Annotated in this window: 17 protein-coding genes; 12 read left to right on the top strand and 5 right to left on the bottom strand. The window is 57.3% G+C overall.

Features of this window, described 5'->3' with window-relative positions:
- Positions 1 to 163: 163 nt before the first annotated feature.
- Together BLO49_RS01930 and BLO49_RS01925 are read left to right on the top strand one after the other, a co-directional pair.
- Positions 164 to 955 (top strand): response regulator, encoded by a 792-nt coding sequence (locus BLO49_RS01930; RefSeq protein ID WP_090643514.1) that lies wholly within the window; start codon positions 164 to 166, stop codon positions 953 to 955.
- A 220-nt stretch (positions 956 to 1,175) separates the two neighbouring features.
- Positions 1,176 to 2,003 (top strand): response regulator, encoded by an 828-nt coding sequence (locus tag BLO49_RS01925; protein WP_245678823.1) that lies wholly within the window; start codon positions 1,176 to 1,178, stop codon positions 2,001 to 2,003.
- Here BLO49_RS01925 and BLO49_RS01920 read toward each other — a convergent pair.
- A complete protein-coding gene (locus BLO49_RS01920) occupies positions 2,000 to 3,430 on the bottom strand; it encodes an FAD-binding oxidoreductase (protein WP_090643509.1) in 1,431 nt (476 codons plus the stop codon). The genes BLO49_RS01925 and BLO49_RS01920 overlap by 4 nt on opposite strands.
- A gap of 2 nt (positions 3,431 to 3,432) precedes the next feature.
- On the opposite strand from BLO49_RS01920, the gene BLO49_RS01915 reads away from it, so the two are divergent.
- The 6 genes from BLO49_RS01915 (at position 3,433) to BLO49_RS01895 (ending at position 9,473) form a co-directional block, all read left to right on the top strand.
- Entirely contained in the window at positions 3,433 to 3,933 is a 501-nt protein-coding gene (locus tag BLO49_RS01915; RefSeq protein ID WP_090643507.1) for an NUDIX domain-containing protein, read from the top strand.
- Between the two features lie 237 nt (positions 3,934 to 4,170).
- Positions 4,171 to 4,311, top strand: a complete 141-nt coding sequence (locus tag BLO49_RS18310) for a hypothetical protein (protein WP_170828162.1) — start codon at positions 4,171 to 4,173, stop codon at positions 4,309 to 4,311.
- A gap of 534 nt (positions 4,312 to 4,845) precedes the next feature.
- The gene (locus BLO49_RS01910) at positions 4,846 to 7,059 is read left to right on the top strand and encodes an ATP-binding protein (protein ID WP_245678822.1); all 2,214 of its coding nucleotides are present in this window, start codon (positions 4,846 to 4,848) and stop codon (positions 7,057 to 7,059) included.
- A 159-nt stretch (positions 7,060 to 7,218) separates the two neighbouring features.
- Positions 7,219 to 8,109 (top strand): SPFH domain-containing protein, encoded by an 891-nt coding sequence (locus BLO49_RS01905; RefSeq protein WP_090645969.1) that lies wholly within the window; start codon positions 7,219 to 7,221, stop codon positions 8,107 to 8,109.
- A 9-nt stretch (positions 8,110 to 8,118) separates the two neighbouring features.
- Positions 8,119 to 8,607, top strand: coding sequence for an NfeD family protein (locus BLO49_RS01900; protein ID WP_090643504.1), 489 nt, complete (start codon positions 8,119 to 8,121; stop codon positions 8,605 to 8,607).
- Between the two features lie 83 nt (positions 8,608 to 8,690).
- Positions 8,691 to 9,473: a hypothetical protein gene (locus BLO49_RS01895; RefSeq protein WP_090643502.1), complete on the top strand. Its 783-nt coding sequence runs from the start codon at positions 8,691 to 8,693 to the stop codon at positions 9,471 to 9,473.
- Here BLO49_RS01895 and BLO49_RS01890 read toward each other — a convergent pair.
- From BLO49_RS01890 to BLO49_RS01885, 3 genes are all read right to left on the bottom strand, one after another.
- On the bottom strand, positions 9,470 to 9,994 hold the full coding sequence (locus tag BLO49_RS01890; protein WP_090643499.1) for a c-type cytochrome: 525 nt from the start codon (positions 9,992 to 9,994) through the stop codon (positions 9,470 to 9,472). The genes BLO49_RS01895 and BLO49_RS01890 overlap by 4 nt on opposite strands.
- A gap of 73 nt (positions 9,995 to 10,067) precedes the next feature.
- Positions 10,068 to 10,214, bottom strand: coding sequence for a hypothetical protein (locus tag BLO49_RS18305; RefSeq protein WP_170828161.1), 147 nt, complete (start codon positions 10,212 to 10,214; stop codon positions 10,068 to 10,070).
- A 133-nt stretch (positions 10,215 to 10,347) separates the two neighbouring features.
- Entirely contained in the window at positions 10,348 to 10,839 is a 492-nt protein-coding gene (locus tag BLO49_RS01885) for a methylated-DNA--[protein]-cysteine S-methyltransferase (RefSeq protein WP_090643497.1), read from the bottom strand.
- A gap of 207 nt (positions 10,840 to 11,046) precedes the next feature.
- On the opposite strand from BLO49_RS01885, the gene BLO49_RS01880 reads away from it, so the two are divergent.
- Positions 11,047 to 11,523 carry a response regulator gene (locus BLO49_RS01880; RefSeq protein ID WP_170828160.1) on the top strand — a complete coding sequence of 159 codons (477 nt, stop codon included), beginning with the start codon at positions 11,047 to 11,049 and terminating at the stop codon, positions 11,521 to 11,523.
- A 94-nt stretch (positions 11,524 to 11,617) separates the two neighbouring features.
- The gene (locus tag BLO49_RS01875) at positions 11,618 to 11,878 is read left to right on the top strand and encodes a hypothetical protein (protein ID WP_090643493.1); all 261 of its coding nucleotides are present in this window, start codon (positions 11,618 to 11,620) and stop codon (positions 11,876 to 11,878) included.
- Between the two features lie 5 nt (positions 11,879 to 11,883).
- Here the strand turns inward: BLO49_RS01875 and BLO49_RS01870 are convergent, their stop codons facing one another.
- Positions 11,884 to 13,128, bottom strand: coding sequence for a serine hydrolase domain-containing protein (locus BLO49_RS01870; RefSeq protein WP_090643490.1), 1,245 nt, complete (start codon positions 13,126 to 13,128; stop codon positions 11,884 to 11,886).
- A 459-nt stretch (positions 13,129 to 13,587) separates the two neighbouring features.
- Here BLO49_RS01870 and BLO49_RS01865 point away from each other — a divergent pair, with 459 nt between their 5' ends.
- Together BLO49_RS01865 and BLO49_RS01860 are read left to right on the top strand one after the other, a co-directional pair.
- Positions 13,588 to 14,418: a flagellin gene (locus BLO49_RS01865; protein WP_090643487.1), complete on the top strand. Its 831-nt coding sequence runs from the start codon at positions 13,588 to 13,590 to the stop codon at positions 14,416 to 14,418.
- Positions 14,419 to 14,722: 304 nt separating this feature from the next.
- On the top strand, positions 14,723 to 15,553 hold the full coding sequence (locus BLO49_RS01860; RefSeq protein ID WP_090643485.1) for a flagellin: 831 nt from the start codon (positions 14,723 to 14,725) through the stop codon (positions 15,551 to 15,553).
- Positions 15,554 to 15,594 lie beyond the last annotated feature (41 nt).

Raw genomic sequence — 15,594 nt, 5'->3', positions numbered from 1 at the left:
CATTCTGTACAATAGAATGGCAAGACAATCAGAGCCGGCCTGACGGGAGTTCAGGAGAGAGGTCAGTAGCGTTCCAGTTGCTTAAGCGTACCCGTAACCGATTTCGGCAAGGCCCGATCTCGGCGCGTAAGTGTATGACCAAGACAATAGGGGAGCCATCCACATGCCCGTATCCGCCGGTACTGTACTTGTTCTGGAAGACAGCCGCGTCCAGGCGCAACTGATTTCACGTATGCTTACGCCACTGGGGTGGTCGGCGGTGCTGAGCTTCGATCACAAGATGGTCTTTCAGCAACTCAGGGCGTCGCGCGTCGATCTGCTTCTGCTCGATGTGTATGTCGATGACGGCAATACCCTGACCCTGCTGCCGGAGATCCGTGAACTGGCGCCAGGCGTGCCGATCGCCATCATGAGCGCCGGCGGAGCCGGTGGCGCGGCACTCAATTCGACCCTCAATGCCGCGCGCCGCGCTCAGGCGGATTTTGTTCTGCCCAAGCCTTTCGCGCCTGATGACCTGGCTATTATCCTTGATGAGGCCGCCAAGATGCGCCGCGCGCCGGTCCGGCCCAAACACGTCCTGGTCGTCGATGACTGCCGGGTGGTTCGCAAATTGACCACTGTGGCACTGGCGGAGGAAGGTTACCGCATCAGCGAGGCGCGTTCGATGGAGGAGGCATTCGATCGCGTTGATATCGCCCACGTCGATGTCGTCATTACCGATATCTTCATGCCGGGTATGGGGGGAATCGAGGGCATCCAGATCATCAAATCGACCTGGCCGAAGGTGGCCATTGTTGCCATGTCCGCCGGGTCTGACAATCGGGTGGGCAATGCCCAGGCGCTTTCCGCTGCCAAATACATGGGGGCGGATGCCTTACTGCCCAAGCCGTTTTCCGCCAGCGACCTGACCTATCTGATTGAAGCGATCCTGGGTGAAGCCTGCGCCGTTGCCTGATGATAATGACTATATGGTTATCTGCCTGTAAACCATAATAATGATTAAGCAAACAGCACGTTTTTGAATGGTATCTGCTAACCGTTTGTGTAATATATTGCCGCACGAATTTATAAAACTTAGTGCATTAAAAGACGCCCTTGGAGCGTTATTGAGATTTTAAGTGTTTTTTACTTAAATTCGGGAAACAAGAATAAAGTCGCCGTTTCAAGGGTTCCGTATGAGTCAAGGCAGCGTGCTTATAATGGATCAGAACCGTGATCTGGCGCAGCGCATTGCCTTGATGCTGCATCAGCAGAAATGGACCTCTGTTCTCAGCTTCGATCAGAAAATGGCCATGCGGATGCTGAAGGGCAGCCGTTTCCATTTACTGCTGTTCGATGCCTATGATGCCAATGGCGCCACCATTGAACATATCGATCAGATCCGCGGTGAAGCCCAGGATGCCCCCCTGGCCATCATGTCCGATGGTGGCGGGCGTGGCAACGCCATTACCACCGCCATGAACCAGGCGCGGGTCGCCGGGGCGGATTTTGTCCTGCCCAAGCCGTTCAATCCGGAAAAGCTGAAAAACCTGCTGGCCGATACCAATGCCTATCATCGCGCCCGCTCGAAAGACCACAATGTCCTGGTCATCGAGGACAATGAAGACCTGCGTAACGATATCTGCCGGGTGCTGAAGCAGGTCGGCTATAAGGTTTCCTATGCGGCCAATATGGAAGACGCTTTCTTCGATCATAATCTCGGCCTGATCGATGTCGTGGTGACGGCGGTGCTTATCCCCGGTATCGGTGGTATCGAGGGGACAGCCCAGATCAAGAGCGACTTCGGTCACTGCAAGGTTGTGGCCATGTCGGAAGGCGTTGACGCCACCATTACCGCTGTCCATGTCCTGGCCGCAGCCAAGGCGGCCGGGGCGGATGCCTTATTGCCCAAGCCCTTCACCATGCATGATTTGCTCAAGAGCGTGGCGGGTGTCATTCGCGCCAAGGATGATCCGGCGGAAGACCTGGCCCAGGCGGCTGTTGACGCTATATTTGCGCGCTAAAACAACACATGCGGGTTCATGATGCGCTTCGGATCAAGCGCCAGGCGCAGAGCCTGCATAGCCGAGACCGTCACCGGGTCCTTGTAGAGCAGGGCTTCTTCGGTTTTCATGCGGCCGAGGCCATGTTCGGCCGATATCGAGCCTTCATATTCATTGACCAGATCATGCACGACCTTGGCGCCAGCATCGCGCATGGCGTTGAATTCGCCAGCGTCCATGCCTTCGGGTACGATCACGTTGAAGTGGACATTGCCGTCGCCGACATGGCCAAAGGCCACAAGGCGCGCACCGGGCAGGAAGGCTTCGATCGCCTTCGCGCCTTCTTCCATATATTCGGCCATGCGCGACAGGGGCACGGAAATGTCGTGCTTCCAGGCGGCGCCTTCGGCCTTCTCGGCGGCGGAATGGTCTTCGCGCAGGCGCCAGAACTCGGCGGCCTGGGTTTCGTTCTGGGCGATGACGGCGTCGAGCACCAGTTCTTCCTCGAAGGCGGCCTCCAGCAGGCGCTCCATCGATGAGGCGGCGCCTTCCGGATCGCCGGACGCGACTTCGATTAGGGCGTACCATGGATATTCGGCGCCCAACGGCTCACGCGTATCGGGAATGTGCTTCAGCACCAGCGAGAGACCATAGCGGCCCATCAGTTCGAAGGCCTCAACCTGTCCGCCGGTTTCCTGCTTGGCACGAACCAGCAGGTCGATCGCTTTCTGCGCGCTGTCGAAAGCCACGATCGCCGTCGAGCGCGAGTTCATGATCGGGAAGAGTTTCAGCGAGGCGGCGGTGATGATGCCGAGCGTACCTTCGGCGCCGATAAACATGTGTTTAATATCGTAGCCCGTATTGTCCTTGCGCAGGCGCTTCAGGCCATGGAAAATATCGCCATTGGGCAGTACCACCTCAAGTCCGGACACAAGGTCGCGGGTCACGCCATAGCGCAGTACGGCCGTGCCGCCGGCGTTTGTGCTGATCACGCCGCCGACCGTGGCGGTGCCTTCGGCCGCCAGCGACAGCGGAAAATAGCGGCCGGCTTTTTCAGCGATCTGCTGGGCATCCAAAAGGCTCAGGCCGGATTCCAGCACCATGGTGTCATCGGTCGGGGCCACATCGCGGACCGCCTTCATGCGTTCCAGCGAGATCAGGATTTCGCCGAAAGGGATTTGCCCGCCGACCAGGCCGGTATTGCCGCCCTGCGGCGTGATGGCCACCCCATTGTCATAGCAGATCTTGACCACTGCCGAGACTTCCTCGGTCGATTTCGGCAGGACGAGCAGGGGGGTGTGGCCCTTCCATTTGCCGCGCCATTCGGTCAGCTTCGGGTCGACACGCATCGGGTCTTCGCTGTAACCGGCTTCACCGACCACGGCCTTGATCTGCGCGAGCACTTCGGGCGAGACGGGCGGAGCGTCGGGAAAGGCGGGCGTAGACATGGATGAGACTCTGGCTAAAGGTTAGGTGTTCGCGTTGCGTTAAGCGAGAGAGGCGGGAAGTGCAAGACACAAAACCTAATCCATCCGGTCAGTCCGGCTCACATCCGGTGCCTGCCGTGGGGGTTGTGTGCTGGCGGGGCGACGAAGTTCTGCTGATACGGCGCGGACAAGCGCCTCGTCAGGGTGAGTGGACGGTTCCCGGTGGCAAGGTGCAGCGGGGGGAGAGACTAGAGGCGGCCGCCTTGCGTGAGTTGTTTGAAGAAACCGGTGTAGAGGCGAAAATCAGCGGATTACTCGCCATCTACGAGATAATCGAGCCGGAATTTCATTATATTCTGATCGATTACGGCGCTGAGTGGCTTGCAGGGGAGCCGGTAGCCGGAGATGACGCCGATGCGGCGCGCTTCATGCGTCTGGATGTGGCTATGTCATTGATTAATAATGCGGATATGCATGACGTGCTGTTGAAATCCGCACACGCCCGGCAAAATTCAGGTCGTTAAAAAGGACTGTGACCTTTCGGTCGCGTACGGTCAAAGAATACAAAAAATCAAAGTATGGAGGCGGATGCGGTAATTTCGCGTCTTGTGCGAGTTTCATTTTTGTGGTTAATGGCTGTTAACGGTAATAGAAGTGGTTAATCCCACTCGAATCCGTGCGGCAGGGCTGTAATTCCAAACGTCAGTGCGGAGCTCCAGACTGCGTCAAATGTTCTTTTGGTGAGTCTCAGGAGTAAGTTTATGAAGAAGTTGACTATCGCTGTTGTCGCTATGGTTGCCGCTGCCGGCGCCTCTTTCGCCGTTAGCCAAGCTGTCGCCCACCAGATGCCGACCTGCAACTGCTCGCCGCAGTTCGGTTGCGTCTGTGGTGGTATGCGTTAATTACGCCCGAAACTGACGGAATTCAGTAATAACTTTTACGCCCCGCGCTTGCCGCGGGGCGTTTGCATATTACCGTCTTCGTAACCTTGCAGTTTAAGTGAATCCTAAGGTCTTTATGGCCAAATGGAAGAACTTTAGGTAACGGGAGACGGCATGGGTCGCTCTGATCGCGCAATGAGCATTGCGACCGTAAAGCATTGGCTTGCTTTAGTGGGGGCACTCCTGCTCGCCTTTTTTGTGATGCCCATATCGGTGTTTGCGCAGGAACAACCGATCGCCCCGCGGCACGATAAATTGCTGGCTGTATATAATCTGGTGGCCTCCAGCCCGTTTACATACACTGAAAATGAGATTGACACTTATGGCGAGCGTGCTGTCAGGCTTTCCGGCGATGCTCGAATTCACGCCTTGTGGCGGGTATTATATGCCTACAAAACTGACCAGAATGAAAGCAAATTACTGGCTTGGCACGACCGCATTCTCAAACTGGCTCAAAAAGAAGACGACACCAATCTCGATTTGTTGGCCCGGTTTATGTACCAGGCTTACCAAAGTGAAATCGGTGATTTTAAAGGTTTCTCGGATCGTGAGTGGAGCGCTTATCTGACGACGCCCAATCAGGCGCTGCAAAGCATCGTCATGATCGAACGGATACGTTACCTGCAACATTTCGAGCAGTGGGCAGACGCTATCGATCTGGGTGACAAGCTTATCGTACACCTCAAGGCGGAAGGCCCTGATGCCGAACCCGTGCTGGAGGCGGCATATCAGGTTACTGCTTTCTCGCTTGGCGCTGTCGGTGATTATGACGCCTATGCCAACAATATGCTGGCCATGGCGAAATTATCGCAAAAGAATGCCTTTTTCTCCCAAAAGCTCGATATGGTCTACGATCTGGCCTTATGGGCGGCGCACGAAAACGATATGCCGGTCGCCGAGCAGTTTCAAAAGCTGCATACCGACTACGTTAACAAGTATAATGTTGAAGACCTGAAGACTTGGGATGAGTTTCTGTGCGCCACTATTGAGGATCAGGCGCAAAAATATGCCGCGGTCAGAGAGTGCCTGGCTGAGTCATATGTTAACAAAGGCATCATCAATAATGTGCTGGATGTGTGGAAAATGCGCCTGCTCGCGCGTGCCTATGCTGATGGAACCGACACAACGAAGGCTCGTTTTTACTTAGCCAAATTGCGGGCCTTACCTGAAAGCATGAGCCCGCCTGATTCGTCGTTCGATAAGCGTCTGCAGGCTTATATGCTGCGTGCTGATGGCCGTGGCAATGAAGCTTTTGATGCGCTGGACGAATGGACTCGCACTCAGGCTGCCTATTACGAAAAATCTCGCGTGGACTCAGTACAGGGTATGTACAAGGCGCTGCGCAAGGAACTGGACGGCAAAACAGCCGAAAGCCGCCTGCTGGTCAAGCAGGTGCAGATGCGCAACCTGCTGCTCGGCGCGGCCGGTCTGATCGCCTTACTGTTGCTGGTGATTCTGGTTGGCGGCGCTTTGTGGGTCTTCCGGATGCGCCGGATGCAGTGGCACCTGCGTGACGCGCACGAACATGCCGAAGCCGCAAATGCCGCCAAGTCGCGCTTCCTCGCCGTCATGAGCCACGAACTGCGCACGCCGCTGAATGGCGTGCTTGGCATGGCGCAGGCACTCAAGAAAAACGACCTCACCGAAAGCCAGCGCGAACAGGTCGATATCCTCGTCGATTCCGGCCAGACCCTGCTGGTATTGCTCAATGATGTGCTTGACATGTCGCGCATCGAAGCCGGCAAGATCGAGTTGGCGCCAACACCTACAACGCTCAAGGACATGATCGAGCGCGTTATCAATACCTACGGTTCGCTGCTCGACGGCAAGGACGTGATGCTGCGTTATGAACTGGACGAAAACGCCAGGGCGCCGATGACCTTTGATGTGCTGCGTGTTTATCAGTGCCTGTCCAACCTCGTTTCCAATGCTCTGAAGTTCACCGAAAAGGGTACGGTGCGCATCCTGGCCTCGGCCACGCCGCGCGAAGAGGGCGGGTATCGGGTGCGTGTCGAGGTCCGCGATACGGGCATAGGCATGAGCAAGGCCACACTCGACAAGCTGTTTGAGGCCTTTACCCAGGCGGATGCGGTCACCACCCGTAAATATGGCGGCACCGGCCTGGGCCTCAACATCAGCCGCCGCCTGGCGGAATTGATGGGCGGCTCCCTGAGCGTCACCAGCGAAGAGGGCATCGGCTCGGTGTTCGTTATGACTTTTGAAGCCGGCGAGGTTATGGCCGTGCCCGAATCGGAGCAGCCGGAAATGAAATCCATGCCCAAGCACGATGACAATGCCGACCTGCCGGGGATGCATATCCTTCTGGTCGACGATCACCCGGTCAACCGCAAGGTGGCGCGCCTGTTCCTCGAGCCCTTCGGCTTTATCATTACCGAGGCGGTCGATGGCCAGGAAGCGCTTGATCTCGACATGTCGCGCTATGATCTGGTCCTGATGGACCTCAACATGCCACGCCTGGGCGGCCTGGAGGCCACGCGTATCTTCCGGTCGCAGGAACCCGAAGGCCAGCATGTGCCGATCGTTGCCCTGACCGCCGATGCCATGCACGATCAGGTCGAAGCCTGTTATGCCGCCGGCATGGATGCGCATATCCCGAAGCCGATCATCATGGATACGCTGATCGATACGGTGGCCGGGCTGCTGCGCCTCAAGGAAGACCAGCCGGACGCAAAGGCGGAAGTGGCTTAAACCGCTTTCACGCCGATTTGGCTAGGGCCTGGCCGGAACCCCCTGTATAATGGCCATTACATACCCCATATTGGTGGTGTGATTTCGGGGGAGGCCCAATTGCTGCAATCCATTTCCATTTTCGGACCCTTGACCTTTGTCGTCATCGTGCTCGGCGTCATGATGCTGTTCAGCATCGTGAAGATCGTGCCCCAGGGGTACGAATTCACCATCGAGAACTTTGGCCGCTATACGCGCACGCTCAAGCCGGGCATCGCCTTCCTGACGCCGTTCGTTGAGGCGATCGGGCGCAAGGTCAATATGATGGAACGCGTCTTCGATGTGCCGCAGCAGGACGTCATTACCAAGGACAATGTCAACGTCAAGGTCGACGGCATCGTCTTCACCCAGGTGATCGATGCCGCGCTGGCCGCCTATCGCGTCGATAATCTTGACAACGCCATCACCCAACTGGCCATGACGAACCTGCGGACGGTCGTTGGCGCCATGGAACTGGACGAGGTGCTTTCCCAACGCGACGCCATCAATTCGCGTCTGCTGAATGTAATCGACCATGCCACCAGCCCGTGGGGTGTAAAGGTAAATCGCATTGAAATCAAGGACTTGAAGCCGCCACATGACATAACGGATTCGATGGCGCGCCAGATGAAGGCCGAACGCGAACGTCGTGCCCTGATCATCGAAGCGGATGGCGAAAAGCAGGCCGCGATTGCCCGCGCCGAAGGATCGAAGCAATCCGCCGTGCTGGAAGCCGAGGGCCGCAAGGAGGCAGCCTTCCGTGACGCCGAGGCCCGCGAGCGCTCCGCCGAGGCGGAAGCCCGCGCCACGGATGTCGTGTCCCAGGCTATTGCCAAAGGCGATGTCAACGCCATCAACTATTTCGTGGCGCAGAAATATGTCGAAGCCTTCGGCCGTTTCGCCGAGTCGAACAATACCAAGACCCTAATCATGCCGGCCGATATGTCGTCCCTGGCTGGCATGGTCGGCGGCGTGGCCGAACTGATCAAATCGGTCGGACCGGATACGAAGGCGCCGGCGAAGAAGGCGTAGGAGGTTTACATGGATATGAATGCCATTCTTCTGATGGGGCCGATGTCGATGAACGCCTTCTGGTTCTGGTTCGTCTTCGGTCTTCTTCTGCTCGGCATTGAAATGTTTCTGGGCACACAATGGCTGCTGTGGGCGGCCGCCGCGGCTGGCGTGGTGGCGGTGATCTGTCTGACGGGCCTGCCGTTCGGCCTGTTCCTTCAGGCCCTGACTTTCGCGGTCCTGAGTCTGGTCATGGGACTGCTGACGCCGAAATTCCTCAAGGTCAGCAGCCACAGCCCGGACGTGAACGACCCGCACAGGCGCATGGTCGGCAAGGAGGCCGAGGTGCTCAGCGGCTTTGAGCTGGTGTCAGGCGGCGAACGCACCGGCCGCGTGGTGTTTGATGGCGTCGAATGGCCGGCCGTGCTGGGGGAATCGAGCCAGATGAAACTGGCGGCCAGTGATCGCGTCATCATAGAACGTATTTACGAGGGCCGGGTGTTCGTTCGGCCTGCCTGATCGCTTTAAAGTCGCATATTGCCTCATTAACCATTTTTTGATTTGATGCCGAAGCGGACACTTGGTCCGTTTGGGGGAAATCCATGAAAATGTGGTTGCGGCTGGCCGTGCTTGCGGTGTGTCTGGTATTGCCGTCTGTCGCGCAAGCAGGCGCCTGGCCGCAGATGAAGGGCGAGACACAGGCGATCATAACCTATGAACCTGGCAGTGCGGATCAGGGTTTCGATGCCTCCGGGGACAAGACGATCGCGCTGAATAAGTGGACGCAAAACAACCTGTCGCTGTTTGTCGATCATGGTGTCACCGAGCACCTGACCCTGACAGCCAAGGTCAATTACCGTGACTATGCCACTGGTTCGGAACGCTTTTCCGGTCTGAGTTCGATTGAAGCCGGAGGACGCTGGACCTTGAAACGTACCGATGATTTCGTCTTTGCGTTGGGCGCCACGCTCGAAGGTTTCGGCAAAGGACGGCGCACTGATTACGACCAGACGTCGAAGGGCGGGACCGATTACGACCTGCGCGCCTATGCCGGCCGGAATTTTAGACTGCTGGGCAAGGATGCGTTTGTCGATCTTCAGGCAGCGCGTCATCTGCGCCAATATGAAGCCAATGAATGGCGTGTCGATGCGACTCTGGGGGTGAAGCCGTCACCGAAATGGATGGTCATGGCGCAGGTTTTCGCCGGCCGTACCGACAAGGCCGCCTGGGGATATGCGCAATGGGCCAATACAGAACTGAGCGTGGTGCGCTGTTTCGGCCCCCAGCAGCAGACCAGCCTGCAACTCGGCCTGCGGCAAACCGTGGCCGGCCGTAATGTCCCGGCCGTCCATGCGGTCGTTGTCAGCCTGTGGAAGACGTTCTAGTCGGCGCTTGAGGTCGATTCAGAAGCCGCTGCCGGCGCCGCATAGGGCGTCGTTTCCAGCTTGAGCCAGGCAATCAGATTGCGGCGGTCGGTTTCATTCTGGATGCCCTGATAGCTCATCTTCGTACCCTTGACGACCGACTGGGGCGCGGCAAGGTAGGTATCCAGCGTGTCGAAATCCCAGGTGACATTATGGGCTGTCATGGCTTCGGTGAAGGTGTAGCCCGGTTCGGTTCCCGATTTGCGGCCGAAGACACCATACAGATGCGGCCCCACCAGGTTCATCTTGTCGGGTCCGATTGTGTGGCAGGCGCGGCATTTGGTGAACTGCTTTTCGCCGGCGGCCAGGTCGGCGGTATTGTAGGGGGCGGGGAAGGTGGCCTGGATGGCGGTCTTTTCCGCGTCGGTATAGACATGAGGTGCCGCCATCACGACGTCCGGCGCATCATCATTATCCGCCTTGGAATCGCAGCCGTTTAAGATCAGCGTGGCAGCAGAGAATAGCAAGATGGCCTTCGTCATGTGATCTGCCTCTGAATGAAAATCCATGTCTTAAGCCAAATCGGGGCGTCTGGCGACCGTTAAAATGTCACACTCAGGAGGAGGCACTGCTGTCCATCGGGGCGGAAGCCGGTACTTCGCTCGGTGCGGAATCGCCGGGCTCCTGATTACAGGCGGACAGCAGAACCATGGACGTCAGGGCCAGGATCAGCAGACGGACAGGCGTTTGATGAGCAATCATGGGAGGCTCCGTATTGCCGGTTCGTAGCGCTTTGGCCGGCTTCTCTCCATCATATTCCACAGAGATCCCTTAAGCCTATCGGAAATATCGCAAGGTGTATCAATGCCGCAGGACTGTGGCAAAACCTCCTCAATCAGAAGAGGAGCGGGGTCTCGAAATCGAGCAGTTTCTGCTTGAGCGGGAGGCCGCCGCCATAGCCCGTCAGGGCGCCGTTCTTGCCGATGACACGGTGGCAGGGGATGATAAGAGCAATCGGGTTTTTGTTATTGGCGCCGCCGACAGCCTGGGTGGCATTGATGTCGCCCGTGGCAGCGGCAATCCGCTGGTATGACCAGGTTTCTCCGAAGGGGATGTTGCACAGGGCCTTCCATACCTTAAGCTGAAAGTCAGTGCCCCGCGGTTTCAGGTCCAGGGTGAAAACGGTGCGTTTGCGATCGAAGAATTCATGCACCTGCCGGGTTACCTCTTTGAGCCTCACCGGCGCGTGTTCCGCCTGGTCGGGGCGGGAAAAAGGGTTGGACATCTCGCCATTCAGGAAAGTGAACTCAAGCAGGGCGCCGTCTTCGTCCACGGTGGCCGTCGCTACGCCAACCAGCGTGTCGATATGTGAGAAATAGAGACCCATAACAACAGCTTCTCACGCACATATGAGAGTGTCAAAATCAACTTTCGGGCACCCTGGCGGCGGCGGGTTGACCAAGCCTTAAGACATGCGTCGGTAATTTGCCTAATAGAGAAGTGCGAACATGACCGACGTATAATGTGACCTGAAAGGCGCATTACGATTTGTGTTGTTCGCATTGAGCGCCGCAGGATGCGAAGGACATATGATATGAGCACCGACGCCTTGAAGACTGATCAGCCAGCCGCGCCGCTGGCGAATGTGCTCCTGATCGACGACCGGAAGGCGGATATCGAACTGGCCCGTGTTTTCCTTCAGGTCCGGGACAGGATGCAGTTCAATCTCAAGGTCGCCCATGGCGCAAGAGAGGCGCTGGAAATGCTGGAGCAGGCCATAATTCTTGGAGAGGCGGTCGATCTGCTTTTACTCGATATCAATATGCCCGGCATGGATGGTTTCGAGCTTCTGGAGGCGGTGCGTAGGAACGCGACATTGAAGCATATAGCCGTGGTGATGTGTACCGGCTCCACCTATGACCAGGACCAGGCCAGGGCAAAGGCCCTGGGCGCGGCGGGCTACATGGTCAAGCCAGCCTCCCTGGCCCAGCTCAGGCCCATGCTGACCGCCATCCCGTCATTAAGGCTTGAGCCTGAAGGTGAGGGTGTCCGCCTCCTGCGCGCAGCCTGACCTCTGGTGCCGTGCTGCCGGCTTTCAATGTAATTTCCGTATCTTGTTTTTATACCAGGTCGTGGCAGAGTGATCCTACTGAAGGAGCATTCAAATGGCCGAGACGACTTACCATATCTTCGACAACAACACCGGCGAGGAAATTTACCTGTCGAACGATTTCCGTTTCCAGAGCACACCCCAGCCGGAACATCGCATCAATGACGAAAACATGCGCGATCGCTTTGGCGGGCCGGCGATAGTCAACCGCGTCGAGACGGCCGCCGACGGATCGATAAATCTCTACGTCGATGGCTCGGAAGAACGCCTGAACGCTGACAATCAGGATACGGATCAGTCCTATCGCCGATCATAAGGCGGTCAGACCAGGCCGAGATGTTCGATGCCGAGGCGGCTGGCCTCGGTTTTTAGACCCTTTTGGGCCGCTGCGAAACCGGGTGCGCCGCCACCATCACTGTTATAGAGAATAGCAACGGTCAACTTGCTGTCCGTAAAGCTGCGCAGATGGCCGGTGAAGCCGTTGATACGACCGCCATGCGCTGCCAGTTTCAGGCTCTTCATGGTGCCGAGCCCCTGGCCCAGTCCATATTCCAGCGGATCGGCGCCCTGGCGTTCATAGGCAGGCTTGCCGTTCCTGAGCAGGGTGGGGGTAAGCATGGCCTCCACGCTTTCCGGCTTCAGTACCTTGCCGCTCAGCAGGGCCAGATGCCACAGGCACAGATCTTCCGTGGTGGAGCGGATGGCGCCGGCGCCGCCCGCGAAACTCGGGGAAATAGGCATGGCCAGGTCATATTTCGTCGGTGCCCGGAAGTTGGGGCGATAGCCGTTGCAGATGGCCGTGGTGGTGCAGGTTTTGTCGATCACCGTTTGGCTCAGCCCGGCCGGTGCAAACAGATGCTGGGCGCAGAAGTCGGCAAAGGCCATGCCGGACAACTTTTCCACAACAATGCCCAGAAGGGTGAAGGCGCTGTTGCTGTAAAGCCAGGTGGCGCCGGGCTGGGCGCGGTAGAAGGGCTGGCGGGCGGTGATGATTTTGATGAGTTCGTCGGCCGTATAGTCTCGGGTCTGGGCCTCGGTCAGGATGCTGCTGAGCTGCCCGTTGATATAGTCCCCCATACCGGAGGTGTGGCTGAGGAGCTGGCGCAGGGTGATGTTTTCACCGCGCGGCACCGCTGGCAGGAATTTCGACAACGGATCATCAAGAGTCAGAAGGCCGCCTTCGGCGAGGAGCAGAATGGCGGCGGCCGTGAACTGCTTGGTGATCGAGGCCACGCGAAATCCGGTCTGCGGCGTGGCGGCGGCATTGCTTTCTATATTGGCCAGGCCGAACCCTTTGGAATAGAGCAGCACGCCGGCAGCCATGACGCTGAGGCTCAAGCCTGGTGTCAGTTTTTTGTCGACCATCGCCTGGCCAAGCGCTGTCAGGCTGGGCCATTCGAGCAGGGGCGGTCCCAGCGTCTTTTTTACCGGTGTTGCCGGGGCAGCCACTTGTTCCACGGTCCGGATCAGGGAGGGGGCGGCGGCATTGCCCGCCAGTGCGGCCAGCATCAAGCCGAGGGTTGAGCGCCGTGTCAGAATGGCCGGGTTTTCATGTGTTGCGGTCATAAGCTTACAAACCAGTAGAGAGCCCCAGGCGCGCCGCCGTCCTGCGCTCAGGGGTGTAAAAAATCGATAGCGAATCTCGCCGTCATTTGCCGGGAAAGACTAGGCTAATCGGTAAATGGTTTCAAAATCGTTTTGGTAAACGGGAAATTCACAGGGTCATATTTTTGTGAGCAAAATGTGTTCCAATGGAAGGATTGGCCAGAAAATGCCGGCGAATATGGCTAACGGCCGGTTAAAATTGCCGCCCGGTCGGGATTTACGGAAGCTTTTGCCGGGGTGCCGTTTTTAGCGGGTTGATTCGGCATGTGGCAACTAAATAATATTATTTAATTTCAACGAATTAAATTAAAATTTGCCCACCCTTTCCCTGGCCTCCGGCTTGCTGTGTGCATTACCGGCTAAAATAGCTGTGCGGCAAAAGCCGTTTAAATCCCCCGACCAGAATGGAAAGGAAATCCGATGTTGAACAACTCGGTGAACACCAATGTTGGCGCAATGATTGCGCTGCAAAACCTGAACAAGACGAATTCCGAACTGTCTACCACCCAGAACCGGATCAACACCGGTTTGAAGGTGGGCTCAGCCAAGGATGACGGTGCGACCTTCGCTATCGCTCAAAGCCAGCGATCCACCGTTGCCTCCCTGGATGCGGTAAAAGACTCGCTGAACCGGGCGACATCCTCCGTGGATGTGGCCATGTCGGCGGGTGAAAGCATTTCGGATATGCTCACCCAGATGAAGGAGAAGGCACTCGCAGCTTCCGACACGTCGTTGGATACCACCAGCCGGGAAGCCCTGAACACGGATTTCGCTGCCTTGCGTGATCAGATCACCAAGACCATGTCGAATGCCAAGTTCAACGGCATCAACCTGATTGATGGGTCTCTGCCGGGCCTTGAGGCCCTGGCGAACGCCGACGGCAATTCACGACTGACCGTCGCCGGGCAAAATCTGAGCCTCGGCGGCACGATCGTGACGTTGGCAACGACGGCTGCGTTTGCCACTGCTTCTTCCGCGGGCGCCCTGCTGACGACGATTGATGACTCGATCAACAATGTCTCGGCGGCCCTGGCGAAACTGGGTACGTCTTCCAAGGCTCTGGAGGCGCACATGACCTTCATTGGTAATCTGCAAGACTCGGTTACGGCAGGTATCGGCAACCTTGTGGACGCTGACCTGGCGAAAGAAAGCGCGAAACTCCAATCGTTGCAGACAAAGCAGCAATTGGGCGTGCAGGCGCTATCCATCGCCAATCAGGCGCCGCAAACGGTGCTCAGCCTGTTCAAGTAACCCTTATGCCGGGGCGGGCCGCGTCCGCCCCGGCTTATTTTCCGTTGTCCCCATTTTGAAGGGGGAGGCGAAGAGCGCAAGTTTGTGGGCAAAAGCTGCCGATCTCGGCAAATATTGCCGCTCCCCGGCAAAAACTGCCCGGCAAAAATATCCTTAATGTGCCATTAAAATCAAATAAATCAGTTCGTTGCGTATTTTTCGAAATTTGGCCGTTGTGGCCCTTTTCTTGCAGTCTCGACCTTAGGCAAAATGCCGCCGGCAGACAAAACGTCGCCGGTTCACTTCTAGAAGAAAGACTAGACCGATGCCCGTGAATAGCGTCAATACCAATGTCGGGGCTATGATTGCCCTGCAAAACCTCAATAAAACCAACACCGACCTGCAAACGACCCAAAACCGCATCAATACCGGTTTGAAGGTTGGCAGTGCCAAGGACGACGGCGCCGCTTTCGCCATCGCCCAAAGCCAGCGTTCGACCGTTTCGTCGCTCGACGCTGTCAAGGACTCCCTGTCCCGTGCGACTTCGGTTGTGGACGTTGCTTCGTCCGCCGGCGAATCCGTTTCGGACATGCTGACCCAGTTGAAGGAAAAGGCCCTGGCCGCTTCCGACACTTCGCTGGACTCCACCAGCCGCAGCGCCCTCAAGGCCGACTTCGAATCCATCCGCGATCAGATCACCAAGACCCTGACCAACGCCTCCTTCAACGGTATCAATCTCGTTGACGGTAGCCAGGGCTCGGTTACGGCTCTTGCCAATGCCGATGGTTCCAGCGTCCTGACGGTTGCCGCTCAGAACCTGTCGCTCGGCGGCAGCATCGTGACCCTCGCCAGCAACGCGTCGTTCTCGACCGCGTCGTCGGCCGGCGCCCTGCTCAGCACGCTCGACAGCTCGATCAACTCGGTTTCGGCGGCTCTCGCCAAGCTGGGTACGTCGTCCAAGGCGGTTGATAACCACCTGGAGTTCGTCGGCAAGCTGCAAGACTCGATCACTGCCGGTATCGGCAACCTGGTCGATGCTGACCTGGCCAAGGAAAGCGCCAAACTGCAAGCTCTGCAAACAAAGCAGCAACTCGGCATTCAGGCCCTGTCCATTGCCAACCAGTCGACCTCGACTGTCCTGAGCCTGTTCCGTTAATCGGTCCAAAGCCTCTTGAAATCGGGAGGCGGGCCACAGGC

The organism is Asticcacaulis taihuensis, from assembly GCF_900100255.1.
In the GTDB taxonomy this organism is placed as follows: Bacteria; Pseudomonadota; Alphaproteobacteria; order Caulobacterales; family Caulobacteraceae; genus Asticcacaulis; species Asticcacaulis taihuensis.
This window is presented reverse-complemented; position numbering and strand designations above follow the sequence as displayed.

What these genes read in the sequence shown, in the direction of transcription:
- BLO49_RS01865 (WP_090643487.1), top strand. Translation starts at nt 13,588, where the DNA reads ATGTTGAACAACTCGGTGAACACCAATGTTGGCGCAATGATTGCGCTG.
- BLO49_RS01910 (WP_245678822.1), top strand. Translation starts at nt 4,846, where the DNA reads ATGTACCAGGCTTACCAAAGTGAAATCGGTGATTTTAAAGGTTTCTCG.
- BLO49_RS01895 (WP_090643502.1), top strand. Translation starts at nt 8,691, where the DNA reads ATGAAAATGTGGTTGCGGCTGGCCGTGCTTGCGGTGTGTCTGGTATTG.
- BLO49_RS18310 (WP_170828162.1), top strand. Translation starts at nt 4,171, where the DNA reads ATGAAGAAGTTGACTATCGCTGTTGTCGCTATGGTTGCCGCTGCCGGC.
- BLO49_RS01875 (WP_090643493.1), top strand. Translation starts at nt 11,618, where the DNA reads ATGGCCGAGACGACTTACCATATCTTCGACAACAACACCGGCGAGGAA.
- BLO49_RS01870 (WP_090643490.1), bottom strand. Translation starts at nt 13,128, where the DNA reads ATGACCGCAACACATGAAAACCCGGCCATTCTGACACGGCGCTCAACC.
- BLO49_RS18305 (WP_170828161.1), bottom strand. Translation starts at nt 10,214, where the DNA reads ATGATTGCTCATCAAACGCCTGTCCGTCTGCTGATCCTGGCCCTGACG.
- BLO49_RS01860 (WP_090643485.1), top strand. Translation starts at nt 14,723, where the DNA reads ATGCCCGTGAATAGCGTCAATACCAATGTCGGGGCTATGATTGCCCTG.
- BLO49_RS01885 (WP_090643497.1), bottom strand. Translation starts at nt 10,839, where the DNA reads ATGGGTCTCTATTTCTCACATATCGACACGCTGGTTGGCGTAGCGACG.
- BLO49_RS01890 (WP_090643499.1), bottom strand. Translation starts at nt 9,994, where the DNA reads ATGACGAAGGCCATCTTGCTATTCTCTGCTGCCACGCTGATCTTAAAC.
- BLO49_RS01925 (WP_245678823.1), top strand. Translation starts at nt 1,176, where the DNA reads ATGAGTCAAGGCAGCGTGCTTATAATGGATCAGAACCGTGATCTGGCG.
- BLO49_RS01905 (WP_090645969.1), top strand. Translation starts at nt 7,219, where the DNA reads ATGATGCTGTTCAGCATCGTGAAGATCGTGCCCCAGGGGTACGAATTC.
- BLO49_RS01930 (WP_090643514.1), top strand. Translation starts at nt 164, where the DNA reads ATGCCCGTATCCGCCGGTACTGTACTTGTTCTGGAAGACAGCCGCGTC.
- BLO49_RS01880 (WP_170828160.1), top strand. Translation starts at nt 11,047, where the DNA reads ATGAGCACCGACGCCTTGAAGACTGATCAGCCAGCCGCGCCGCTGGCG.
- BLO49_RS01920 (WP_090643509.1), bottom strand. Translation starts at nt 3,430, where the DNA reads ATGTCTACGCCCGCCTTTCCCGACGCTCCGCCCGTCTCGCCCGAAGTG.
- BLO49_RS01900 (WP_090643504.1), top strand. Translation starts at nt 8,119, where the DNA reads ATGGATATGAATGCCATTCTTCTGATGGGGCCGATGTCGATGAACGCC.
- BLO49_RS01915 (WP_090643507.1), top strand. Translation starts at nt 3,433, where the DNA reads ATGAGACTCTGGCTAAAGGTTAGGTGTTCGCGTTGCGTTAAGCGAGAG.